At 67.4% G+C, this 25,387-nt stretch carries 16 protein-coding genes; 5 read left to right on the forward strand and 11 right to left on the reverse strand.

What is annotated here, in order from left to right:
* Nucleotides 1–195: 195 nt before the first annotated feature.
* Entirely contained in the window at nt 196–813 is a 618-nt protein-coding gene (locus OHA84_RS35185) for a TetR family transcriptional regulator (RefSeq protein WP_266967585.1), read from the reverse strand.
* Between the two features lie 105 nt (nt 814–918).
* On the opposite strand from OHA84_RS35185, the gene OHA84_RS35190 reads away from it, so the two are divergent.
* From OHA84_RS35190 to OHA84_RS35200, 3 genes are all read left to right on the forward strand, one after another.
* On the forward strand, nt 919–2,565 hold the full coding sequence (locus tag OHA84_RS35190) for a CocE/NonD family hydrolase (RefSeq protein ID WP_266967583.1): 1,647 nt from the start codon (nt 919–921) through the stop codon (nt 2,563–2,565).
* A 472-nt stretch (nt 2,566–3,037) separates the two neighbouring features.
* Entirely contained in the window at nt 3,038–4,537 is a 1,500-nt protein-coding gene (locus tag OHA84_RS35195) for a long-chain fatty acid--CoA ligase (protein ID WP_266967581.1), read from the forward strand.
* A 201-nt stretch (nt 4,538–4,738) separates the two neighbouring features.
* Nucleotides 4,739–4,990 (forward strand): hypothetical protein, encoded by a 252-nt coding sequence (locus OHA84_RS35200; protein WP_266967579.1) that lies wholly within the window; start codon nt 4,739–4,741, stop codon nt 4,988–4,990.
* A 1,839-nt stretch (nt 4,991–6,829) separates the two neighbouring features.
* Here the strand turns inward: OHA84_RS35200 and OHA84_RS35205 are convergent.
* Nucleotides 6,830–7,960, reverse strand: coding sequence for an NAD(P)/FAD-dependent oxidoreductase (locus tag OHA84_RS35205; protein WP_266967577.1), 1,131 nt, complete (start codon nt 7,958–7,960; stop codon nt 6,830–6,832).
* Between the two features lie 961 nt (nt 7,961–8,921).
* Between OHA84_RS35205 and OHA84_RS35210 the strand changes: the two genes are divergently transcribed.
* Entirely contained in the window at nt 8,922–9,596 is a 675-nt protein-coding gene (locus OHA84_RS35210; protein ID WP_266967575.1) for an alpha/beta hydrolase, read from the forward strand.
* Nucleotides 9,597–9,979: 383 nt separating this feature from the next.
* Here the strand turns inward: OHA84_RS35210 and OHA84_RS35215 are convergent, their stop codons facing one another.
* The 8 genes from OHA84_RS35215 to OHA84_RS35250 all read right to left on the reverse strand — a co-directional run bounded on the left by OHA84_RS35215 (nt 9,980) and on the right by OHA84_RS35250 (nt 21,399).
* Nucleotides 9,980–10,594 (reverse strand): DUF1349 domain-containing protein, encoded by a 615-nt coding sequence (locus OHA84_RS35215; protein ID WP_371591546.1) that lies wholly within the window; start codon nt 10,592–10,594, stop codon nt 9,980–9,982.
* 8 nt (nt 10,595–10,602) lie between these two features.
* A complete protein-coding gene (locus OHA84_RS35220) occupies nt 10,603–11,271 on the reverse strand; it encodes an HAD family phosphatase (RefSeq protein WP_266967572.1) in 669 nt (222 codons plus the stop codon).
* The gene (locus OHA84_RS35225; RefSeq protein ID WP_266967570.1) at nt 11,268–12,539 is read right to left on the reverse strand and encodes an MFS transporter; all 1,272 of its coding nucleotides are present in this window, start codon (nt 12,537–12,539) and stop codon (nt 11,268–11,270) included. Before OHA84_RS35225 ends, OHA84_RS35220 begins: the two co-directional genes overlap by 4 nt.
* Entirely contained in the window at nt 12,536–13,537 is a 1,002-nt protein-coding gene (locus tag OHA84_RS35230) for a zinc-binding dehydrogenase (RefSeq protein ID WP_266967568.1), read from the reverse strand. The genes OHA84_RS35225 and OHA84_RS35230 overlap by 4 nt, the downstream gene beginning before the upstream one ends.
* Nucleotides 13,538–13,584: 47 nt before the next feature.
* On the reverse strand, nt 13,585–14,817 hold the full coding sequence (locus OHA84_RS35235) for an aminotransferase class III-fold pyridoxal phosphate-dependent enzyme (protein WP_266967566.1): 1,233 nt from the start codon (nt 14,815–14,817) through the stop codon (nt 13,585–13,587).
* Nucleotides 14,818–14,828: 11 nt separating this feature from the next.
* Nucleotides 14,829–15,977 (reverse strand): glycosyltransferase family 2 protein, encoded by a 1,149-nt coding sequence (locus OHA84_RS35240; RefSeq protein WP_266967564.1) that lies wholly within the window; start codon nt 15,975–15,977, stop codon nt 14,829–14,831.
* A gap of 672 nt (nt 15,978–16,649) precedes the next feature.
* The gene (locus OHA84_RS35245) at nt 16,650–18,599 is read right to left on the reverse strand and encodes an RICIN domain-containing protein (protein ID WP_323181807.1); all 1,950 of its coding nucleotides are present in this window, start codon (nt 18,597–18,599) and stop codon (nt 16,650–16,652) included.
* A gap of 382 nt (nt 18,600–18,981) precedes the next feature.
* The gene (locus OHA84_RS35250) at nt 18,982–21,399 is read right to left on the reverse strand and encodes an RICIN domain-containing protein (RefSeq protein WP_266967562.1); all 2,418 of its coding nucleotides are present in this window, start codon (nt 21,397–21,399) and stop codon (nt 18,982–18,984) included.
* Nucleotides 21,400–22,971: 1,572 nt separating this feature from the next.
* On the opposite strand from OHA84_RS35250, the gene OHA84_RS35255 reads away from it, so the two are divergent.
* Nucleotides 22,972–24,225: a substrate-binding domain-containing protein gene (locus tag OHA84_RS35255; protein ID WP_266967560.1), complete on the forward strand. Its 1,254-nt coding sequence runs from the start codon at nt 22,972–22,974 to the stop codon at nt 24,223–24,225.
* 340 nt (nt 24,226–24,565) lie between these two features.
* Here OHA84_RS35255 and OHA84_RS35260 read toward each other — a convergent pair whose 3' ends face one another.
* Nucleotides 24,566–25,372 (reverse strand): CoA ester lyase, encoded by an 807-nt coding sequence (locus tag OHA84_RS35260; RefSeq protein WP_266967558.1) that lies wholly within the window; start codon nt 25,370–25,372, stop codon nt 24,566–24,568.
* Between the last annotated feature and the right edge of the window lie 15 nt (nt 25,373–25,387).

Below are 25,387 nucleotides of genomic sequence, written 5' to 3' on the forward strand. Positions count from 1 at the left end.
ACGGGAGAGTCGGCTGAAGTCAACACCGCCACACCGGGGAAGATCAGTGGTTGTCCCACCAGTTCCCGTGTCCGTTTCCGCGCCACGATCTGGTGATACCTACGACAGCTCACCGGTGCCGGGAACCCGTGCCGCGCGCCGGCGGGCTTCCCGGAGAACCGGAGAACCGTTGGTGGACTCGCCGGACCGATCGGGTCAGCCCAGGTTCCGGGCACCGCCGAGGGTCGGGGGCAGGGGGTCGGCGAGGTAGTGCTGGATGGTGGGGGCGAGGAGGTCTGTGACCGAGTCGGCGGGGAGGGTGGCGATGGCGCCGACCTGCCAGATGTAGCGGTTCATGACCATGCCGACGATCTGGGTGGCGATGAGGCTGGCCCGCAGGTTGCGCTCGGCGTCGGGCAGGCTGTGGGAGACGACGGCCAGCACGAGTTCGGAGAACAACTCCCGCAGGCGTTGCAGGGCGACCGGTTCCTGGGCGGCGGTGAGGATGATGGAGCGCAGGATCTCGGCGGGGACGGGGTCCTCCCACAGATTCAGGGTGGCCTGCACGAAGGCGTGGCCGCGGTGCTCCATGGGCTGTTCGGCGGCGGCGGCCACGGCTGCGCCGAACGCCTCGGGGGGTTGCATCACCTCTTCCAACAGCCCTGTCTTGGTACGGAAGTAGTAGTTCACCAAGCCGGGGTCGACGCCGGCCTCCTGGGCGACCGACCGCAGTGAGGTCGCGGCGTAGCCGCGGGTGGCGAAGGATCTGCGGGCGGCGGCGACGATCTTGTCCGCCTGCTCTCCGCGTTCACCCCGAGGGCCTCGACCAGTCACACCGCATCACCTTCCGTAACGGTTGGGAGAGGGGGCTTCCCCTCGGCGAGAGTTTCAGCATACGTTGAAATTAGTTTCCACGCATGAGGAAATTAGGAGTTGGTCATGCGTACGATGAAGAACGAGTGGATCACCGCCTCTGATGGCGTCCGGATCTGCGCTGATGTGTACCTCCCGGAAGGGGATGGCCCGTTCCCCGCTCTGTACGCGGTGGCGCCGTACCAGAAGGACCTGCTGTACCTGCCGGCGGTGTCGATGTTCCGGTTCATCGAGACCGGTCCCCTCGACTACTGGACCGGCCACGGTTACGCCGTCGTGGTCGGTGACCAGCGAGGCACCGGCGGTTCCGAGGGGCGGTTCGAGCTGTTCGGTCCCGCCGAGCAGCGCGACTTCCACGACACCATCGAGTGGATAGCCTCCCGCCCGTGGTCAACCGGGAAGGTGTCGATGATCGGGGAGAGCGCCTACAGCGTGAACCAGTGGCTGGCCGCCGCGCAGCGTCCGCCGCACCTGACCTGCGCGCTGATCTACAGCGGGTTCACGGACCTCTATCACGACGCGGTCTACCACGGCGGGGTCTACTCCATGGGGTTCCTCAACTTCTGGTCGACCGACCACCTCCGCGCCGGCGCCACGATCGGCGGCGGCACTCCGCCCCGGCCCGGCGGCATCACCACCGACCTCATCGGCATGGCCCTGGACCGGCCCGTCTTCGATGACTGGTGGGAGCAGCGGTCGGTGAAGGTGGAGGACATCGACGTCCCGGTGCTCAACATCGCCTGGTGGTACAGCGTCGGCCTGCACTTGCGCGGTCAACTCGACGGACACGAAAGACTCAAGGGCACTGACAAGCGCCTCGTCGTACTCGCCGGCACCGACAGCCACGAGCGCTACTACCAGACCGATTTCCTCGATGCGTACATCCGTCCCTGGTACGACCACTGGCTCAAGGGCGTCGACAACGGGGTCATGGACGGCCCTGCGGTCCTCATCCAGGTCGCCAACTCCGGGCGACCGCCGCGAGAGGAATCCGAATGGCCACCCCGGCGCGCCGTGCCGACCACCCTCTACCTGGACCCCGCACCCGCACACGCCGTCCTCTCACTGAACGACGGCAGCCTCACGACCACCCCGCCCGCCCGGTCGACCCGGACGGCAACCGCCTACGACTACCCCAACCCCGAGTGGACGGTGGGCACCACCGTCATCACCGAAGGCATCCCACAACCCACCCGGGGCGTCCTCACCTTCACCACCGCGCCCCTGGAACATGACACCGAGGTCACCGGGCAGATCACCCTGGTGCTGTGGGCGGAGTCCGACCAGACCGACACCGACTTCCACGTCAAGATCTCCGAGCAGAAGGCCGTGCCCAAGCTCAAGGAGACCCTCATGCGCAGGGTCGCGAAGAACGTACCGCCGCCCTCCGCCATGGTCAGCCGCGGCTGGCTGAAAGCATCCCACCGCGCCCACCCGCCCCAGCCGATCGAGCCGGGAACCGTCGTCCGCTATGAGATCGAGGTCTGGCCGACCTCCTACCTCTTCCCCAAGGGCAGCCGAATCCGCCTGGAGATCGCCAACGGCGACTCGGCGGTCGCCGACGGCCTGTTCCACCACTACTACGGCCACAAGGCGGGCCGCGACCTCATCCACCACGACGTCGACCACCCCTCCCACCTCGTCCTGCCCGTCATCCGCCAACCCGCCGACTCTGACAAAAGAGCACCCCTCGTGGCCACCACCTCGTCCTGACCGAGACCATCCGCCCGCCACCTCACCGATGTCCCGGGCAGGGCGGCTCGACCGGCTGCCATCGGCATCGGCCTCCTCACGAACCTCGCATACGTCGGCGTCCTCACCGGCGTCGCCGGGTACGACCTGACGGTTCCCGCAGCATTCGGCAGGACGGCCCAGACCTTCAGATCGGCGTGGCGGGCCACCCTCATCTGGTCGACACTCGCGATCCTGCTGCTCGTCGGCGGTCTTCCCCACAACGGGGCCGGCGTCGAGGCGACTGCGGAGCCTGCGCCGCCCCCGACCGAATGGGCGCCGCAAGGCCTCGTCGGCGCCCATGCACGCGGCCCCCGCAGGCCGCCGTGACCGTGGCCCAACTCGCTCCAGCAGTCCCGCATCCCCGCGGTAAGCCGATCCGCCGCAGGACAACCCGCCCGACATCGACCTCCCGCTCGATACGCCTCGCACACCCGAACCCAGAGGAACCGTCATGACCAATATCGCCACCCTGTTGACGGGCTCCGCGTCGGCTCACGGTGATCGGATCGCCATACGGCACGAGTCCACCACACTGACCTACGCCCAACTTGACGACCTGACGGCACGGACCGCCGCGCTGTTGCAGGACCGCGGCGTACGCCCGGGCGACCGGGTGGCTGTCATCACACCCAACGTCCCGCACTTTCCCATCGCCTACTACGGCATTCTTCGCGCGGGCGCCGTCGTCGTGCCGATGAACCCACTGCTCAAGGCCTCGGAGATCGGCTTCATTCTGCGCGACGCCGGCGCCCGGATGGCGCTGACTTCCCCGATGTCGGCGGCGGAGACGGCCGAGGCGGCCGCGCCTACCGAAATCGACTGCCTGGTCCTCGATCCGGACGGCTTCGACGCTCTGATCGACCGCACCAAGCCGCTTGGCGCCGTCTTCGACGCACAGGACACCGACCTCGCGGTGATCCTCTACACCTCAGGCACCACCGGCACGCCGAAGGGCGCAGAACTGACGCACCGCAACCTCCTCACCAACACCGCCACTGCCGTGGAGACCCTCTTCCACGTCGGCCCCGGCGACGTGCTCTTCGGCGGCCTGCCCCTGTTTCACGCCTTCGGTCAGACCTGCGGCCTCAACACGGCCGTGGCGGCGGGGGCCACGCTGAGCCTCCTCACCCGATTCCATCCGGCAGCGGCGCTGGAGACCATCCAGAGGGACGCTGTCACCGTCCTCCTCGGCGTCCCGACCATGTACGCCGCGCTCGTGCACGTCGAGCTTCCCGACGGCTTCGACGCCCCGCACCTGCGCCTCGCCGTCTCCGGTGGCGCGTCGCTTCCGATCGAGGTGCTACACGGCTTCGAACAGCGTTTCGGCGTTGACGTGCTCGAAGGGTACGGCTTGTCCGAGACGTCTCCCGTGGCGGCCTTCAACATGCCGGACCGTCCACGCAAGCCCGGCTCCGTCGGCCTGCCCGTGCGCGGCGTCGAACTGCGTCTGGTCAACGAGGACGGGACGACAACCGGGCCCGGCGAGGTCGGCGAGATCGCGATCCGGGGCGAGAACGTCATGGCCGGATACCACAGACGGCCGCGCGCCACCGCGGAGACGATCCGCGACGGCTGGTTCCACACAGGTGACCTCGCCCGCGTCGACGAGGACGGCTACTACTTCATCGTCGACCGGGCGAAAGACATGATCATCCGCGGTGGCTACAACGTCTACCCACGTGAGGTCGAGGAGATCCTCTACCAGCACCCGGCGGTCGCCGAAGCCGCCGTCGTCGGCATACCGGACCCGAGGCTGGGGGAGGAGATCGCAGCGGTGGTGGTCCTCAAGCACGAAGGGCAGGCCACGGCCGAGGAGATCCGCGACCACGTGAAGGCACAGATGGCCGCGTACAAGTACCCGCGGATCGTCGAGCTCACCGATGAACTCCCGAAGGGGCCGACCGGGAAGATCCTCAAACGGGACATCGTCATCACCCCCACCGACTCCTGACCCGCTTCGCATCCCACCGACGCTGTGTTCCGCCCGCCGCCGGCCCCACACTCCCGAGGACCAGGAGCGGCCTTCGACAGCGAGTAGCCGGAGCGCACCAGCCCCGCACAACAGCTCATATCCGCCACTCCAGCCGCAGCCCTCGCCAAGGCCGCGCGTATGAGCAGTACCTCGATCCCAGACAAAGGAGCCCTGCCCCCCGTGACCCGCACACCCGACATCGCCACACTCGACGTTGTCACCCTCGCTTCCCTCGACACACACCGCCTGATCGTCACCCTCCCGAACCAGGGCCCCGCCGACGTCCGATCGAACCTCCCGCGCGCCACCGTCGCCGCCATGCTGCGCCACCTCGCCGACGAACTCGACACCGAGCGGCTCCTCGCCGTACTGCCCGCCGGCAGGCGCGGGCGGGGCCTTTGCCCGGTCCGCCGGATCGGCGAACGTTGGTGAGCCACGGACCGAGGGCCCGGTCAGGGCGGCGATCTGCCGCAGGGGCGCAGAGGGGCCCCCATGGATCCCCTGCCACGCCCGCGCGGCGGCCAGTTTGGGCCATGAGTGGCGGTCGTCCCACGGCACGGCCGAGGATTGCGACGTCGGGTGGTGCACCCGCCTGCCCGAGCGGGCACGGTGGCAGCAGTGCCTGACGCAGGGGCCGGGAGAGGCCTGGGACATGCCGCGGCGTGCTGATGGGCCGTCCCGGGTGAGGCAGGCATCGGGACCCGAAGGCCGGATGCGTTGGGAGCGGCCCCTGCGGCCTCCTGGTGGGGTGTCCGCCGGCGGGGAGCGTCCTGCTGTGGGCTCAGACGCGGCGGAAGGCGGGCAGGACGTACCGGTTGTAGACGAGTTTGCCGCAGCACGCCGTCGCCGACCCCCGAAAGCACCAAGCGAATCGTTTCCCTGGTGGCCGCCCGGGGGGACCGGTACAAGGACGCCCCTCCGGACGGAACGGAAGGAAACGATCCACCACTGCTGAGGACGATCAAAGAGCGCCCGGCCGGTGCCAGTCTGCAGTCGATCCTCGCAGAGACGGACAAGCTCCTCGCCGTCCGCACGATCGGACTGCCCCGCGACCTGTTCACCGGCATCGCGGGACAGATCGTGGCTGGCCGGCTGGCTGGCACGCCCGCGCCGCCGCCGAATCCCCCTCACAGCTATGGCGCATGCCCTCTCGGGCTCCGTCGGCACGGGACCGACCTGCCGAGAGCGACCTTTCGGGTTTCCCCGGTGACTAGAGCTGCGCAGACCATACTGTGCAGTAATGAAGGAGAACCAGCGAAGACGGCCGGCTGTTCTGTAACGAATCGCCAACTACGGTGAGTTGCAAGTCAGTTGACGCTGCGTCGGAGGATGTGGGCCTTCGGTGGCCGGGTTGAGGCGCGCCGATCCGGGGGCTTCTTGTCCTCCTTGCCGGCCTGGGGTATCGGTCTGTGGGTGAAGGCTTTCCGCGGCGACATGCGGCCCCGCCGCAGCATGAAGTGTCCGGAAGTCTTTGCTCGGGATCTGTGACCTGGCGGGACACGGAGATCATCACAAGGGCGTTGTGGTCGGCGCGAGCCGGGTGTGCAGGGCAGCCCGAGCCTTGGGTCCGGGGCGTACGGGCTCGTCGCGCGCTCAGGTCGCCTCTCTTCCGTGCTGTGTCCTGAGGGGCAGGTGCGTTGGATTCTGTTCGAACATACCCTGCTCATCGGGCTTCAGGCGAGGCGTCAGACGTATTGAGATTGGCCATGGCGATAGTTGGCGGCCCCGCTGCCCCTTGGGGATCTGCGAAACGTAACAGGCTGATCTCAGCCAACGCGGCAGGGTTGACGATCTCCCTCTGGCGGAGGTCTCATAGAGCGCGTCCGTTGGAATCTATTGGTTACTGGCTGATTCGCCAGGCGGTCGATTTGATCCGCTACTCCACCGGCGAGCGGCCCACGCCCGTCGGGGGAAACGGCCCCGCTGATTGCCCCCTGACCGGCCGGACCCCTATCGGCCCCGTCCGGCGACCGTCCCACGCAGACCGTCGCCGGACGACCTGTCCGCCGCCCCGCCCGGCCCCGCCGCGCCAGAGCTGAAGCAGAGTGTCTCCTTCGCCACGAGGATGATCCACACTCCACACCCCACCGTCACAGGCGTCGGCGTATGGCCGGCGGTCCCCAACATCTATGCCAGACCCCATTTGCCAACGACTTCGGGAGGGATTCGGTTCATCGCTCGTGCCCATGATCAATGTCGATGATCTCGGGAGCCATCGCCGCCTGGACTTTGAGCGACGGAGGGGAGCATCAGATCAGGGGACCGAGTGGCTCATTGATTCTTCTCGGTGATCATGTTGATCAGGCCCTGGGCCGTGTTGCGCTCGGAGTCGATCCCCGGAACCTCTCCACCTTCGAAAGTGGTGACCTCCGCGCTGCGGGGGAACATGGCCTGCTCGTACTCGGTGAGCGCGGCCTCGACATCGTCGGGGTGCGCTGCGAGGGCCTCGCCGAGTTCGGCACCGTCGAGCATGGCCAGGTTGGCGCCGTCGCCGTTCGGGGGCGCGAGGTGGGCGGCATCGCCGAGCAGGGTGACCCCCGGCACCCGGTCCCACCGGTGCCCGATCGGCAGAGCGTACTGGGGGCGCAGGACCGGCGCCGTGTCGCCGTCGGTGATCAGCGCGGTGAGTTCCGGCGCCCAGCCGTCAAACTCGCGCGCGACCCGAGCGGAGGCCGCAGTGGCATCGGTGAAGTCAATGGCGGCGAACCACTCCTGAGGCCTGCTCAACGCCACGTAGGTGTGCAGGGTGTCGCCGCTCTCCCGGTGAGCGAAAATCTCCTTGCCCGGTGAGGGGGCCAACAGCATGCCGCCACCGACCGCTTTCGCGGCGGCCGGGTGGCGGGTGTCGGCGTGGAACAGGTAGGTCTCGACGACCGACGTGCCGGCGTACTCGGGTGTGGCGGTGGTGAGCAGTGGCCGGATCCGCGACCAGGCGCCGTCCGCGCCGACCAGCAGGCCGGCGACGACGGTGGAGCCGTCGGCGAACGTCACCTCGTGGTGGCCCGAGCTGAGGGCGCGGGTGCTGCCGGCCTTGTGCCCCCATCGGACGGTGTCGGCCGGGAGGGAGTCGAGCAGGATCTGTCGTAACGCGCCGCGCTGCACCTCGGGGCGTCCGCCCGTGCCGTCGTCGGCCTTGTCGAGCATGACGGTCCCGTCCGGGTCGAGAACCCGAAGCGCCTGGCGGCCGTGCAGGACGATGGCGTGGAACTCGTCCATCAGGCCGGCCGCCTTGAGGGCGAGCTGTCCGTTGTAGTCGTGGATGTCGAGCATCCCGCCCTGCGTGCGCACCGTCGGGGAGGAATCCGCCTCGTAGACCGTGACAGGGATTCCGTGGACGTGCAGGACGCGGGCCAGAGTGAGTCCGCCGAGTCCTGCGCCGATGATCGTGACGGGCATGTGCATCGTGGCTCCTGAGGATCGGGGCCGCCCAGTGAGCTCCGGGCGGTCGTCTCCGGAACAGTGCCGTGCCTCGCCGACAAGCCACCGACATCGAACCGGCAGCCGCCGATGGATGACCGACACGGCGCATCAGCCCCGGCACCTACCCGGAACGGGGTTCCGCCGTGTATCCGGGTCGATCGTGCTCATGCGCATGCTCTTGTTTTCGCATCGCTTCCCGAGCGACGAAGCCCGGCCTGCACGGAGGTGGCCCGAAGCGGCAGCCGGCCTCACGATGATGCTCCGCTCGGGCGGCGACTTGCCACCGCCGCCCCAAGGGCTGACCTACACAGCCGCCGGGGCGGAGGGGAACCCCTCCGCCCCGGCGGGTACAGACCGTTCGCACAAGACCGGGCATGCTGGGTGTCAGGACCATCGCCGGGCCCGATGAGGCAAGCGTGCTCGGCACGCCTGGGTGTCACCTCCGGGCGGGCAACACGGCGGCGCGCCGGTGCTCTTGACCGTGCCGGCGCCGCTGGAGATCGAGCCGCCTGGGCCAAGGCTGTGGAGCGCCGACAAGGGACCCGTGCCACGGCGTGTTGAGCGACGTTCTGTACGAGCAGGAACCGCGGCTTGGCGACGGTCGCGGTGGCGACGTTCGTGTGGGAGACCGGATGCCGGGGGTGTACTTGGTGCGCGATGACACGGTGCACACGACCGACTCGTGAGGCGACCTACGTGGCGGGTTGTGCCCACCGCTTGATGATGTGCGGCGCGGTGAACGGGGCGGGCCATGCTTGCAGTCGAAGCTGCTCGGTGGTCCCGGGTACCTCGTCGGATTCGATGCCCGCGTGGACGGCAGCAGCCAGGTTCCGCCGAGAGGCTCGGACCCGAATCCGGCCGGCGGGCATGTCGAAGCGTGCTGCATCGGGGAGGTATTCGGTGCAGCCCACGTCGACCGGGTGATAGGCGGTAATGTGCACAAATGACTAACGTGATCATCCTTCACGGAGCCTGGCATCAACCCGCTCACTACGCCGAACTTGCCGATCTGCTGCGCGCCCGGGATCTGTCCGTGGAGGCGCCCGACCTCCACGAGCTGTCGCTCGCCGAGAGCACCGCGAAAGTCGAGGCCATCGTCTCGGGCTCGTCGGGGCCGTCGGTGGTGGTGGGACACTCGTTCGGGGGCGTCATCGCTGGGACGGTGCGTGGCGCTGCCGCGTTGATCTTCCTCAACAGCTGGATCCTCGACGTCGGTGAATCTCCCGCCAAAGTACTCGCGGAGACCCCTGGCGAGCCCGGCGAGGGGCTGCTCGTGCTGCCGGACGGGGACGGGCGGCTTTGCCTGGACCCGGAAGACGCCCGGGCGAAGCTCTACGACGACGTAGACGAACCGGCGGCCACGCGTGCGGTGGAGTTGCTGCGTCCGGAACCTCCGTCGATCTTCGACGCCACGCCCACTCACGTGAGTTGGCGGGACACCCCGTCGATCTACCTTCGCGGGCAGCGAGACCGAACCATCGCGACTCCGCTTCCGGACCGCTTCGCCGGGCGCTGCTCTCGCGCGGAAGTGTGGGACACCGGCCACTCGCCCTACCTGGGTCGCCCGACAGCCGTGGCCGACCTGATCCAGCGCGGGCGAGCGGGCGACGGCAAGTGAGCCCGAACGAAGTGTCGTTGGCGCGGCCAGGTCGGGCAGTCTCCGGCGGGATGGATGGATTCGGCCCGGGCCGCGCGTCCAGGAGCGTCCGGGCGACTCCTTGAGTCAAGCGACGGATCACCGGAGACCTGAAGCGGTTCAAGAAGCACATCGAGATCGCGGCCGGGGCGCGGCATCCTGCTCTGGGCCCGCCGGCCACCTTGCAGGTTTCGCTGGTGCTCATGGTGTTTCACAACTCCGTGAGCGCCGGGACCTGTGCCCGTTCCATCGCCGGTATCCCCATCGCGCCCATGGGTGCGCGGCGGGCGCCCGGCGCTGGAGCGCCTCGAAGGACAATCGGCCTTCCTCGGTTCCCCGACGAGGTCGGGGAACCGGTCGTGGGTTCAGCTACCGTCCCGCGTGTTCGACAGTTCTCGGGTCGTGAAGGTGATGTTCTCGAACACCGCCCGGCAGCCGGCACCGGTCGGTGACTGGGAGAGGAAGCCCACCTCTATCGGGCGGTCGATCGCCACTCCGAGGCTGCACACTCGGACAAGCTGCCAGGTTCGGCCGTCGTGCGAGCTGTGAAGCGCGAAAGCATGTCGCATTCGGGAAACACGGAGGCAGACCGTGCTCCCGGGGACGTGCCAGGAGTTCGCGTCGTCCGACACGCCACGGGTCACGACGGAGACGACACTTCCCCGGTGGGCCGGAGAGAACTCGAAGCAGAGCTTGAGCCACGTGGACGGGTCCACCCACACCACCAGGACGCCCGCGTCGAACCGGTGCCGAAAGTCCACGGTCACCCGTGCGGCCAGTTGGAAAGGGCCCTCCACCTCCCCGGTCAGCCGGGTCAGGTCGGCCGACGCCTCGCCAGGCACAGCAGTGGAATCGAGGAAGAGATCACTCATCGCCGCCGACACGATCTCAAGCGTTTCGCCGTCGGTGCTCCACCGAGCCCCGGCCGGCCCGCGTGGCATCAGCTCGAACGGCAACGCGGACGTACGCACTGGCTTCATCAGGGTTCTCACCTATCGGCGGGGAGCAACAACAGGTCTTCCACGTCGCACAGCGCCAGTGAGTCGAGGCGCAGGGCCGCATCGCTGAAGTCGTGAGTCCGGGAGAGGACGTGCGGCACGGCCACGCAGAGAGCGCCTGCCGCTGTCGCGGCGCGTACTCCCCGGTAGGAGTCCTCGAACGCCAGGATGTCCGTAGGTTCGACGCCCAGGCGCTGCGCCGCCCGCAGGTAGAGATCTGGCGCGGGTTTCACCCGCGGTACGTCCTCCGATGTAACGACCACGCTGAAGGATTCGAGGAGTCCGAAACTCTCAAGGTGGGGTATCACGGAGGCGGAGCGGGAGCTCGACGCGATTGCGAGCGGCAGGCCGAGTCGTTCCGCCTGCGTCACCAGGCGCCGGACTCCCGGTAGCGGCGCCTCATATGTCATCCAGGTTCGGAACAGGTTCTCGCCCCGGCGCTCCAGCTCGGCCGCACTGATCGTCCCGCATCGGGCCGCCAGGTCCTCGAAGGGGTTGAAGTCCTGGAGTGTCCCGCCGATGGAAGCGACGTAGAGGTCGTGCGGCAGTTCTTGGGACAACGAGCGGTAGAGCCGGGTGAGGACGGCCAGCCAGAGCACCTCGGTGTCTGCGACGAGTCCGTCGAAGTCGAGCACCAAGGCTCGTTCGTGTGCGCTCACGGGTTGGTCACCGCCCCCGAGCCGTGGGGGACGAGTCGAACATCGGCCTGAAAGGTGGTGTGCCGGCCGAATGTGCAGAGTACGGCCACCCCGTACAGCGCGCCGATCGCCGCGAACAGCAGTAGCGGCTGGGTTTGGAAAAGTACCGCGGACAGGTATCCGCTCGGGATGGACACCACGGCGGTGAAGGTCTGTACGGCCGCGAAGAATGTGGCTCGCTCCGAGGTGTGCACGCAGCTCACCACGCCGGCATCGCGGTATGACTCCACCAGGAACGGGCCGCCCGAGGTGAGCATGGTGCACAGGCACAGCAGGGCGAGGTTCCCCGGGCCGAGGATCAGGAAAAGTATCCAGCCCGCCAAACTGGCGACGAGTGACCACCGCGCCATGGTGGTCGCCGAGGCCCTCCCCGACGCCCAAGGCATGACGACCGCGTAGCAGAGCAGGGCGGTGACCGCGCCGAGAGCCGGGACAGAGCCCACCACCAGAGCGCTGTACCCCAGGTTCTTCGTGAGGTACACGGCAAGGAACACATTGAGTTGGACGGCGACAAAGCTAAACACGTACATGGCTACAAGACGCCGCAGCGCGCTGTGCCGCCCGGCCGCCCACAAAAGCCGGCCGCTGTCGAGCACGCTTCGGAACAGCGGCGTGCCGGCATGGCGCTCCCTGGCCTCGACGCCCGCCTGTGTCTCGACCGTGTACCAGTGACGCAGACAGTTGTGCAGCAGCATGGCGAGCCCGCCGACAAAGAAGAGCACGCGCAGGGTCGGCACCGTGCCGTACCTGTCCATGCAGAATCCCACGATCGGCACCAGCAAGCCCGCGAACATGATCACCACTTTGATGGCGGCGAAGATTCGCGCCCGGTCCTCTTCCGGACTGTCCTCCGTGGCCAGTAGCCAGAAAGACACGTTGACGATCTTGGACGACGCGTTGAGGAGGTAGCCCAGGAGGAAGAACCAGAAGTTGTTGCTGAAGGCCCACACGAACATCGGGACGACCCAGGACGTGACGTCGAACCAGAACGTGGCACGACGTCTGCCCATCCTGTCGGTCACGGCACCTGCCACCAACTGGAACAGGAACGCGACGTAGAGGTTGGCCGACAGGATTCCGCCGATGGCCACCGTGCTGAGGCCGACCGTTTCCATGTACAGCGTCGCGTAGTACAGCGCGGCGGTGCCGAAGATCGCCCAGAACGGCTCCGTATAGATGCAGTACCGGGCATTGGGGTGAAGACGTGCCACGAATCGGTGGCGCTTCACGAGCGGATCACGGCTTTGACGGATGTGACCTCGACTTTCAGTCCGGTTTCAGGGTTGTCACCCATGGTCGCCTCGAAGGCGCTTCGGAAGTCCTCCATGTCCACTTCCGTGGTGACCATCCGAGCGAGGTCCGGAAGGTCAGCGGCGAAGTCGATGGCGGGGCCTATGGCATCGTGCAGCGGGACGGCCGCGATGATGCTCAGCCCGTCGTCGATGAGTCTGGTGGGCGCGATCTCGACCCGGTACGTGTCGTCGTAGCCCATCGGCACCACTCGGCCGCCCCTGGCGACGGCCAACATCGCCGCGGTCAGCTGGTTGCCGACCGCGTCGATCACCACGTCGAACTTCTTGCCGTCGGTGAGTTCCGCGATCCTCTCCGGCGTGAGCTCGTCGGGGTGCAAGGCGTGGTGGGCGAAGCGCTCGGCGAAATCGCGGCGGAACGCGTTCGGTTCCGTGGCCACGGTGAGCCGGCTCAATCGTCGGGTGATGCTCTGGCACAGCAGTCCGATGGCGCCGGAGCCGATGACCAGGACGGACTCGTGCGGCTGCAGGTTGGACTTGAGGACACTGTTCAGCGAGCAGCCCAACGGCTCGATGAGACTCGCGACCTGCCAGCTCATCCCTTCGGGGATCGGGTAGAGGTACTGTGCGGAGCCCACGAAGTATTCGGCGAAGGTGCCCGCGAGTGTGAAGCCCACCTGGTGGTCGTCAAAGGTGAAGCAGTAGCAGTAGGCGCCCAGCCGGCAGTTGCGGCAGGTTCCGCAAGACTGAGTGGGGTTGATGATGACGCGGTCGCCGATCTTGAGGTGTCTCACGGCGTCACCGACTTCCACCACCGTACCCACCCCCTCGTGGCCGAGGATGGTGCCGCTCTCGGCCACGTCGAGTTTGCCCGCGAGGATCTTGTGGTCGGTGCCGCAGATGCCTGTCATGGCGATCCGGACCTTCACATCGGTGGGTGCTCGCAGGATGGGCTCCTCGACATCGACGAGATCCATCCGGCCCGTTCCTGCATAGACGAGAGCTCGCAACTCCCGGCCTCCGTTCAGTTGTGGTGTCCGTAACTGGTCAAGGCGGTGTCAATGGCACGCTCGACCTCGTCGAGCTGTGGGGGTCTGTGGCGGTCGGAGAAGACGAAGTAGCCCTTGGTGAAGATCCGGCAGTCGGTGAGGACATCCAGCAGGTGCGTGCGGAAGGGGTCCGTCCAGAAATCAGGTGCGGCGACCGTGCCCAGGGAGAAACTCGAGTAGTCGCCCCGAAGTTCGATGTGTCCGCCCAAGCCGAGGACATCGATCCGGGCACGAAGGGTTTCCATCATGTCGGCGGTCCGTGCGCGCCACGACGGCCAGGTGGGAGCCGCGTCCATGAGGTCCTCGCAAGCCAGTGCGGCGGCGAGAGCCAGTGACTCGCTGGAGTGGGCGTTGCTCATGCGTACGTCCTCGGCACGCATCACCAGGCGGCGGTGACCCAGTATCGCCGCCAACGGGAGTCCGTTCGCCATGCCCTTCGAGATGCACAACAGGTCCGGCCATACGTCGACTTCACCGCAGGTGGCACGTCTGCCCATCCGTATGCCCGACGTGACCTCGTCGAAGATCACGACCGCTCCCACGGAACGCACCGCGTCCACGACGATGCCGAGGTGGTCGGCAGACCAGCGGTTCGGGCACATCACCACTGCGGCAACGTTCCCCGCGTGCTCGCGCAGGAGTTCGAGGAGGCGCTCGGGGTCGCCGGGCGGGGTGGTCAGCGTCAGTGCTGCCACGGCTTGCGGGATGCCGAGGGCAGCGGGCCGTGCGGAGTAGTGCGATGGTGCTGCCCAGTCGTGCCATCCGTGGTATTCGGTCGCCACGACGAGGTCGCGTCCGGTGGCCGCGCGGGCGATTCGTACCGCCCCGCTCACCACATCGGCACCGCTTTTGGCGAACTTCACCGCCTCGTAGACACCGAAGCGGGCCAGGAGCCGCTCGGCCAGGGCCAGTTCGAGGGGGTCCGCCACGGAGAACGCGGTGCCCCGCGCCAGCACGGCACTCACCGCTTCTCCGACCTCGGGGCGGGCGTGCCCCCATGTCGCCGTACCCATGGCCATCTCGCAGTCCAGCCAGGTACGACCGTCAAGGTCGGTGAACTCGGCGTCCTTGGCCTGTACTGCCACGATCGCGCCCCGCCCCGGAAGGAGTCGGTGAGGTGCCTTGGCCAGGGTGCTGCATCCGGCGGGAATCACGCGGCCGACTGTGTCGAGCCAGGTGAGGCCGGCCGGTCGATCCGCGGTGGCCATTTGATCGCTCGTCACCGGACTTTGGCCCCCGGCCAGCAGCCGGCGTGGAGGTCCTCAAGACCCACTCTGTTGCCGTGCAGGTCGATGACGATGTCCTCCGTCTGAGTCCGAAGGCGCTGGGCCAGCCACATTTGGTTGTCGAGCAGGCGGACGAAGTTCTCGACCAGGATCAGCAAGGGTTTCGGTTCGGTGAGGAGGGCGGGCGGCAGCAGATGTGGGAGGAGAATGGGCCGCTCCCCGTCCACGTTCGTCGAGTAGTCGAGCACGGCATGCCGGTTGAGGGTCGATGCGGCGGCGAGCGCTTCCCAGACGCCGGCGGCGTCGGTACGTGTCTCGGCGAGATCCAGCGGAACGAATCGCCCGAGGTCGGGCGTGTTCGTCAGTGCATTGACCATGCGCGGGACCACGTCGTTGTCGACATGGTCGCCCCAGGTCTTCCAGAACCGTGCGAGGTTGCTCTTGCGGTTCCCCGCCCGGTGGACCCCGTTGCGCAGCTCCCAGTGGTAGGAGGTGACCCGCGGGTCGATCACCGTGCGGTAGCCGAGCGTCCTGGCTCGCATCTGGTAGTCGAAGTCCTCGTATCCGTTGAAGTACCGCTCGTCCAGCAGGCCGACGTCGTTCCGGACCTGCCGGGTCATCGCGAAGAGGGCGAAAGCAGCCAACTGAACCGTGTACGGCGCACCGGGTAAGTCTTCGGGTCGGGCGTTGAGAAACAGGTGCCGGCCCAGCGTCTCACTGAACGTGATGCCGCAGTGTTGTACTCCACCGGTGTGCGGGTACAGCAGCACGCCAGCCGTCATCCCGCTTTCCGGATGCTCGTGCAGGGTTCGCAACATCCCTGATTGCCAGCCGGATGCCAAGATCAGGTCGGAGTCGACGAAGAACACATGGTCGCCCTCCGCTCTGGACAAGCCCTGGTTGAGGGCTTGTCCGCAACCACGGGGGTTCACGTTGTGCACGGTCTCGACTGTGATGGCGCCGAGCCGCTCGGTCTTCAGAGTACGGGCGAACTCCTCGATGAGCTCGCCTACTTCGGGTCCCGAACCGTCGTTGACCATGATGAGTTCGGTGTCCGGCTCGACAGTCAGTCTCAGCGACTCCAGGAAGAGCGAGAGAACTGTGGGCGATTGATAGATCGGCACGATGATGCTGCTACGCAAGAAGACCCCCACGCGTTGGAGCGACATCGGAGCACGGAGCGAATCCGGCTTCCGAGTGCGCGAAGTTGGGCTGACGACATGGACAATCGGGGCAAGGCGGCCGAATGGCTGCCCCAAACCCCCAGTATTCAACGTGTCTACACAAAATCGCTCAACGAGTGGAAGACTGAACGCACTGCGGGTTTGTTGTCAAGCAAGCTCCGCGACGCCGCCGGGACGAGCATCCGTGACCCGACCTGCGCGAACCTCCCTTTGCCTGAAGCCCACACCTCAACAGCTCAGGCCGAATGTCGTCTCGATCGCATGGGTCCGTCGGCTTGAATGCCTTGGTTGCCGAAAAAGGGGACCGCCCCGCCGCAGGAACGCCAGGAGGTCCCACTTCAGTAGGCAGCAGGTACTTTGCGAGGCGCGTACCCGGGTGCCTCGCGGGCCGGTCCTTCTTCAGGAGTCGTTGTGCTCCCGGATCGCGGCTGTGCGTGCGGGGCTGCCGGGAGGCTCCTGGCGAGCGGCGGGCTCGGCCGCAGGGGCGTTTTGCCGCCGGTGTCGGTCGATCGTCTCCGGGCCGGGACAAGGCCTCAAGGGGAGGGGGAAGGCGACGAACGATCTGCGCGTGGCTCGTCAGCGTTCTGGGCGTCGCGTGCCGGACGCGTGGCGTCCGGCACGCGGGCGCGGTCAGAGGAGGGTGAGGGTGAGTGTCGCGGCGTAGTCGCCGACGGGTGTGTACTTGGGAACGTCGAGGGCCACGCCGGCGTTGGTGGTGAATTCGCCGCCGCTCAGGTCACTGTCGGGTGCGGATGCGAGGGTTGCGCCGTTCTTTCCGATGGTCCCGGAGCTTCCCGCCACGCAGGTGGTGGGACTATCGGGTTTGGTGGTGCAGGTGGGTGTCCAGGTGAGCCGGTCGGCGTCGATTTTGCCCCGGGGGCTTGTGAAGTCGGTGATCTTGCCAGTGAGTGACCAGCCTGTTGTGCCGCCGCGGAAGTCCTTGACAGTGATCATGTTGAGGTTGCCCGTGGAGGCGCCGCCCTTGCCGAAGTCGACCGGGGGGAGTCGGACGGGATCCGCTGTGGTGGACATGGTGAGCACGCCGGCGTTGACCGAGGTGGTGAGGTGTTGGTCGGCCGTTCCGGGGTGGGTCGGATCGGTGGGGTCCGTGGGGTCGGTCGGCTTGTCGGGCGTGCCGACCTTCCAGGCCTGACCGGTCGAGCCGTTGCACTCCGACTGGACGATCTTGGCGCCGGCGCTGGTGGACCCGCCCTGGACGTCGAGGCATTTGCTGCTGTGCTTGGAGACGACGCGGACGTAGCCGTCCACCAGGCTTTCGAAGCGCCAGCGCTGGTTGTTTCCCCAGCCGCAGTCGTACTGTTTGATCTCGGCTCCGTCCGCGGTGGAGTTGTCGGCGAGGTCGAGGCATTTGCCACTGTGTTGGGCGAGGACACGGACGTAGCCGTTGTCGTTGTCCGTGAATCGCCATTGGCTGTTCAGCCCGCCGGCACAGGATTCCTGGGTGACGGGTGCCTGGTTGTCGGAGACGCTCCCGGGGACGGTCATGCAGGCGCCGCTCTTCTTGCCGGTGATCGTGTTGAGGGGGTCGCCTCCGGAGCCGGAGACCCGGCCGGTCTGCGTGTCGATGGAGACCTTCGTATACCAGGGGAGGTTCATGGTCGTGGCATCCGGGAACTCCAGTGGCAGCCACACGTACTTGGAGTCGTTGACCCGGTTCGGATTGGACCACGTACCCGCCCAGCGGTCCCCCATGTAGAGGAAGGAGGTGGTTTCGCTGCCCTCCACAGGAAGCACGAACGTCGTCTGCGAGTGGTGTCCGTTGTGGTTGCCGACGTCTTTCATCGGCGACCACGGACCCGCGAGGCTGGTGGCGGTGGCGTACTTCTGCTGGTTCGGGTCCCAGTAGCTGGTTCCGGAAGTGAGCATGAAGTACACGTCCCCGCGCTTGAACAGGGCGGGTGACTCCCGGTGTTGACCGGGCCAGGGATTCGCCACCAGTTGCTTGACCTGTGTGTAGTCGTCGCTGAGTTCGTAGATGTGGAGGTCGGCGTTGTGGTTGGCGGCGGAGATCATGTAGGCCTTACCGGCGGCCTTGTCCTCGTACACCGTGATGTCGCGGGACATGTGCTCGGCCCCTGACGCGTCCTTCGGGCGGAAGGAACCTTTCCATTCGTACGGGCCGTCCACCGTGGACGAGACCGCCACTGCGGCCCGGGCCTCGGCATAGGAGTCATCCGCCTCCTTGTGCATCCACATGACGAACTGCTTGGTCTTCTCGTTGTAGAGGACCTTCGGACGCTCGATCACCGCGGAGCGGATCTCGGGGTCGGCCTCCTGGGTCAGGACATGGCCGCGAGACTCCCAGTCCTTGAGGTCCTTGGAACGGTAGGCGGAGACATAGCGGAACTTGTTGTCCTCACCGCGGTCCTCGCCGAACCAGTAGTAGTACGCGCCGACTTTGAGTACGCCACCACCGTGGGCCTGCACCCCTGCCCCGGTCGTGTCCGGGAACTGGGTGCCCGTTTCTGTCGTGACGGGTGCCGCCATCGCCGCCGGCGCGACACCGAGGACAGGTAGAAGCAGGCTCAGGCCTGCCAGGATGGATCGGATTCTTCGCATGCGGATCCCTGACGTCATCGCGCACCCGATGGCCTGTGGCAGATGAGAGGCGTCCCGCCCTCAATGTGCACAGTAACCAACATTTCTGCGCGTGAATCAACATTTGCCCAGAGGTTGGCTCACGAAAGGACGTAATGTCAACAGCTCGTAAACACTTGTGACATGTAGTGCGTGGTGAAGCTGATGCGTCAGCAGGTCCCAAGGTTGCTTTCCGGCCCATTCCTTCGAGTTCGGATCCGGTCGGCCCCGCGCTGCCTCCAGCCGAAGCTGCCGTCGGATGAATGCCGCAAGGCCTGCCCTCGCGGACGGAGACGCCGTACGGCAGCCGACGGAGCACCGGCTGCCGGTGACGAGCCGAGGGCCCCGTCACCGGCAGCGAGCCTCATCCCGTTCGGAACTGCTGGTTCGTTCCCCCGTTGCACGCGTACTGGACAGCCTCCGCGCCATCGGCGGGCGAGGCGCCGGCGATGTCGAGACATTTGCCGCTGTGCCTGGCCACCAGGCGAACGTAGCCGCCGCCCGCCTCGATCCGTGACCACTGTTGGTTGGGTCCGTTGTTGCAGGTGTACTGGGCGACGGGAGCGGCGTCAGCGGTGGACGCGCCCGTCACGTCCAGGCACTTGCCGCTGTGCCGCACCACAACGTTGACGTGGCCGTCCGGGGCGGTGCGTAGCGACCACTGTTGGTTGGGTCCGTTGTTGCAGGTGTACTGGGTGACGGGAGCGGCGTCGGCCGTGGACGCGCCCGTGACGTCCAGGCACTTGCCGCTGTGCCGAGCTTGCAGTGCCTGCCAGTCGGTCGGTCCGCGGAAGGCCCATCTCTGGTTGCTCCCCGTGGTGGGCGGATGGACGCCGACAGGGGCGCCGTCCGTGGTGGAGGCGCCGGTAACGTCGAGGAGCGTACCGGTCGCGCTGTTGACCAGGGTGTACTGCCCGTCGCCGGTGGTGGAAAGCATCCACCGCAGGTTTGCCGACGGTCCGGGAGGGGCCAAGGCGAGCGCGCCGCCGACGACGCCGAGGAGTTTGCCGCTCCTGACGTTCTTCACACGATACGAAGCGGTGCTGCTCCAGTCACCGGGTACCGAACGGGTGAGGACCCACTGCTGCGCCGCGTCGCCGGGGTTCGGCACCTGTTGGACGAGGGCGCTCTTGCCGAGTGTGGTACCTGCCAGGGCCATGCCGCTGTTGGCGTTGACGAGGAGGCGGGAGGCGGTGGAGGGGACGGCGGTCGCCTCGGTGTTCACACCGGATGCGCCTGGTATGACGAGGGTCGTGACCGAGTTGGGCCCAAGGGTCACCGTGAGCCGTTTGCCCGAAGTGGTGAGGTCGGCTTCTCGATGGACGTTCTTGGTCGTGTCCGTGGTGTAGCGCTTGACCGGTTGCGGGGAGACCGTCCGGAAGGCGCTGAGGTCCAAGGTCACCGTCCGGGCCGTAGGCGTGGGGTTGGTGTGGACCACCACTGCGCCCTGACCGCCGGGTCTCACCGCGGCCAAAGTGGCGTCGTCGTCCGTGGTGATGACGCGCGCCCCCGGCCGGATGAACCTGCTGTACTGAGCCATCGCCCAGTACTTCTTGTTCTTCCGCAGTGGCTCCCGCGCGGCGTCCGCCGGGGTGAAGTCGGTCTGGACCAGCCCCCAGTTTGAGTTCTCGTGGGCCGGGGTCATGTTCTCGTAGTCCTCCACCGCCTGCCACAGCACCCAGGCCCGGGGCTCCAGTTCCCTGAGATCGTCGGTGATCCGACCGGCGAGGTCGAGGGCGGGGCTCATGTCGGTGAAGTTCTGCGGACCCCGACCGCCAAGATCCACTTCCGACATCCACAGAGGTGTGCCCGCACCCTTGGCGATGTCGCGTGGCCCCGTGCGCCCGTTCGTCCCGTAGGTGTGGGTGTTGAGTTTGCCGACGGCGGAGCGGGCCGAGTCGTCGTAGGCATTCCAGTTGGCCCGGAACGTGTTCGGGTTCGTCTCGTCCATCGCCGCGATGGGCGTGCGTAACCCTTTCGCGTCCAGCTCCGAGCGGAGGGCAGTGATCATGCGAGTCTGGGAGTCGACTGCCCAGTGGGAGCCTTCCTGGCGGCCGCCGGCTCGCCAGAAGTTGGTATTCGGCTCGTTGATCGCTGACACGGAGCCGAAGGTGACGCCCGTGGAGTCCTGCACACGACGCAGCGCCCCGGAAAGGTAGGCGGCGAAGCGTTGGTACTGGTCGGAGCGGAGGTTGTCGTCATTGGGGTTGACCGCGCCGGTCACGAGTCCGCTGTTGGTCATGAAGTAGGGAGGGGAGTTCGAGAACGCCTCGAAGGTGTCCGCGCCACGGGCCTTGGCAGCGCTGAGCCACCAGCGCTGGTTGGGGTCGGCGTCCGGGTTCCAGTGATCGGGGTTGTCGGGGTTCCACCAGTCGGGCGTCTCGGCTCCGGGGCGATTCCAGTAGCCCGGTACGGCTGCGCCGACGCGCATGTAGGGCTCGGTCTCCGGGCTGTCGCCACCGCCGATGTTGTAGCGGGCGACGGTGAAACCGAGTCCTTCGGCGCTGTAGAGGGCGTCGGCCAGCCGGTTGCGCTGGGCGTCGGGCCAGCCGCCGGTCACATGGGCGAACCAGGCGAGTGAGGTGCCCCAGCCCTCGAACGGCTGCTGCTGGTAGCCGGGGTCGAGACGGACGGTCACACCGGTCGGTTCGGGCGCGTCGGCCGCGGCGGGAGGCGACACCGCCCCGCCGACGAGCATCGTGGCGACGGCGAGGGCCGACGTGGCTATGCCGGTATGCCGTCGGCGGCGCGATCCGATGGATGTTCTTCTGTTGACAGGCACCACTGTTCTCCAGTCGTGTGGGGGCGGTTGGGAGCAGGCGCGGATGAGGTGCGGCCAGGCCTGTCCGGCCGGGGGCAGGCCGCGAACCTGCGTCCACCCTTGGCGGGCGGCCGCGAGGGCGTTTGTCGCGCGCTTTGACGGCTCAGCTCGTGCCGATGCCTACTGTGGGCGTAGGTCCGAGGGCTCAGTGGCAATGCCGTCGGCGTTTGCCGGACCAGCGTGTCGAGCCGTTGAAGCCGTGCGGGGTGATGACGAGCCGGGTGCGCAGTGGCCCGGGCGCGCGGGCTGGGTCCGCATGGCGGGCCGGTCGGCTTGTGCGCGCGGGCACCGAATGAAGGAGCGCGGCCTGGCGGGCACTCCGCCCGTCGCGGGGAGAGGGTGGGAGGGTAAGGGTCAGATGGTTACGGGCGTGTTTCCCCTCTCTGTGTTTACGTTAACATTGCCGGGTGAGGAGAGTGTCGAAGTGACGCCGGGCCGTGTCAAGGAAACTGACGAGTAGAAGCAGAAGTGGTCCTGCTGGCCTGGGTCACCCCCGACCGTTTCCATCCGGTCGCGTCCTTTTGGCGCAACAGTCGCTCTCCGCCCAGTGCTTGGCCCCGACAGAGGTGACTGCCCAGCCCTCCGTTTTGCAGCCCCGGTTCGCAGGTCCGCTTCACGTGCCGCGCGAAGTCGGATCAAGATCTCCCGGAAAGCGTGGACGCGTTCACCCGCGAGCGGATACTGGCCGTGATGAAGATGCTCGGTCGTCCGCCCGCGGCTTCGCGTGTTTCGGCCCCTCGGCGCGCGTGGGCGAGGTGGGGCTGCGGCCTGTGCTTCAAAGCATCCGCGCCCTGGCGGCCCACGCGGAACGGTGCCCCGCGGCAGCGGGGGTGAAAGGCCTCGCGGCCGTCGATTGAGGTTGAGGGTCTGCCGAAGCCGCCCCCAGGTGGTGGGCGGTCTTCGCCACGGTCTCCGCGGCCACGGCATCGCCTTCCGCGGCGAACCCGGGCGACCGAGGTGCGAACAGCGGCCTCGTCGGCGTGCCGGCGGCGAATCTTCCCGGTTGCGTTCCCATGCCGCCCGGACCGTGGTGTGTACCGGCACAGGCCTCCACGCATCCCTGCCCGCCGCACCGGTGCTGCCGGTCGCCGCGGTCAGGCGCGTGTCTCCCCGCTCCTGGGCGCGGTCCGTCGATGACGGTGCCCGTGCCGACACGGGCGTGAAGGGCGACTCGACCTCGCGAGGTCGTCATGTCGCGTCCGGCGTCGAGCCGCCTCTCCGTGACGGTTCAGGCCCTCGGGCTACGAGCGGTGTCGTCGGGAACGGCGTCGTCGTGGCCACGGAATCCGGGAAGAACCTGGCCTGAGTCGAGCAGGTCGCGTGAAACCTCACATCGCCCCCTTCGGCATGACCTCGGGCATCGGTGCAGCTCCAGACCACGTACTTGTTGTGGGGGGCGAATGCGGACGCCGGATGGCGTTGAACCGATCCTGCGACGCGGCGATATTCGGCCGAGCTACACCGCTTCGCCCTGTTGACTTATGGCGGAAACGGCGCTTCCCTCTGTTGCATCAAGTTTGAAAGAGAGTGACTGTGGTGGATTCCTTCAGGGGTAATCCGCCGATCTTCTGGTTCGCGTTGAGCGAGGTTCGATCGTTGAGCCCTCGCTCACCGGGCTCTGCCCCCCAGCCCAGGCCCGGCCAGACAGCGAACACAACGACGATCGGCCCGCAGTCTCGTCACATCGCGCGCCTTGCTGCTCGATGCCGTGTGACCCGTCCAAGCAAAGGGAACGACATGTTCACTCACCACCACCGCCGACCGGTAGCCGTCGTGGCTTTGGGTCTGGCTTCGATGCTCGTCTTGTCCGCGTGTTCCAGCGGTCAGGAGGCGACGGGCGGGAGCTCGGACGTGGGGAAGGTCGAGGGGAAGATCTCCCTGACCTATCTGCAGAAGCAGGGCGATCAGGAGTACTTCATCGGTGAGGCCGCCGGTGCGAAGGCGAAGGCGGCTCAACTCGGGATCGATCTGAAGATCGTGAACCTGGGCAATGACGCGAACAAGACGGTGAGTGAGGCGCAGGCGGCGATCTCGCAGAAGAGCAACGGGTTGATCGTCGTGGTTCCCGATCCGGCCGTGGGGCCGCAGGTCGTGCAGCTGGCGAAGGATGCCAAGGTGGCGTTGTTGACGTCGGACGACCAGATTTGCAGCACCGGCCCCGATCCGTCCTCCTGTGGTGCCGACGCGTTGGTGCCTCGTATCGGCTTCAGTGGTCAGCAGATGGGAGGCGAGGTCGGCAAGCGGGCGGCCGAGGAGTTCAAGAAGGCCGGCTGGGGTGCCGCGGAGACCCGGACGATCTCGGCGTGGAAGCAGGACGTCACCGTGTGCACGGACCGGGTGAACGCCTCGAAGAAGGCGTTCACCGAGGGTGCCGGCGCGCCGGTCCAGAACATCGACGTGCCGACGGACAACTCGCCGACGGGGGCGCAGGACAAGATCGCGGCGACGATCACCGCGAATCCGGCGGTGAAGCACTGGGTGGTGTGGGGCTGCAACGACGAGAACGTCCAGGGTGGGGTCACAGCGCTGGAGAACGCCGGCTTCAAGGCGGACAACGTGATCGGTGTGGGTCTCGGTGCCTACCTGGCCTGCAAGAACTGGAGCTCTGACAAGCCCTCCGGGATGAAGGCCGCGCTCTTCATCAACGGCAAGGACGTCGGCGCCCTGGCCGTACAGACCATGTACCACAAGCTGAAGGACGGCAAGGACTTCCCCAAGGAAGCCTTCGCCCCGACCACGATGGTCGACGCCTCCACTTGGAAGGAAGTGGGAGTCAGCTGCGGCTGACCCCGACCGGCATCGAGGACGGGTACGACCGCCGTGGCGCGTACCCGTCGCGACCGACCGTCGACCAGCAGCATGGCTGAGCGGCACACGTTCCCCCAGCATGCGAAGCTCCCCATGACCACAACCGGCACGCGCCCGCCTGCCGCCTCCTGCGCCGAAAACCCCGGCGGAGAGATCTCCGTGGAGGACATCACCGAACGCCCCCCTTACCGTCGCGCAGGACGCAGTCCTGCGCGACGGCGCGGTCCCGGCGTGTTGGAGGCCCGCGACACCAACGACGGGGAAGTTGTCCGTCTCATGGGTGGCCGTGGCCCGTCCTCCGTGATCGCACGGTCGGACATCACCCAGCCAGCAGGGCCCGGGCCAGTTCGAGACGCGGTCGGTCGATCATCTGGCCGTCCACGCGCACGGCGGCCCCATCGAAATCGCCGGCGGCCGCGACGACCCGGCGCGCCCAATCTCGTTCCGCCGCGGTCGGCTGCCAGGCGAGGTGTACGGGTTCCACCTGCCGCGGGTGCACGCAGAGCCGGCCGCCGAATCCGAGCCCTCGGCTGCGCCGGGACGAGGCCACCAACCCGGCCTCGTCCTCGAGCCGGGTGTAGACCCCGTCGAGCGGCGCCGGCAGACCGGCTGCTCGCGAGGCCACCACCAGAGCCGAACGGGCCCAGAGCAGCTCCGGTTCGTCAGGGCCCGAGGGAGTGATACCCGCGTCCAGCGCGAAGTCGATGCTGCCGAAGAGGAGGCGTACGACCCGGGGAACCGCAGCGATCGCCGCCGCTTCCCGCACGCCCAGAGCGCTCTCCACCAGCGCCAACAAGGGCACGTCCGGAGGCAACCTCCGCACGACACCGGCCACTTGGTGCGCGGTGGCGCTCTTGGGGAGAACCACTCCGCGCAGGCTTCGTGCCGCCGCGAGCGCGGCCATGTCTTCGTCGCACCATGGCGTGTCCACCGCGTTGATCCGCAGATAGCCCTCATGTGCGGCAAGCCATTCAACCGCGGCGTCCCGCGCCCGCGCCTTCCCCTCCGGCGCTACGGCGTCCTCAAGGTCGACGAGCACCCCGCCCGGATCGCAGGCTGCCGCCTTGGCGAAGCGCTCCGGCCGGTCACCCGGTACGAACAGCAGAGTGACTCGGGGCTTCACCACTGTTCCTCCCTTCGC

The organism is Streptomyces sp. NBC_00513, from assembly GCF_041431415.1.
Classification (GTDB): Bacteria; Actinomycetota; Actinomycetes; order Streptomycetales; family Streptomycetaceae; genus Streptomyces.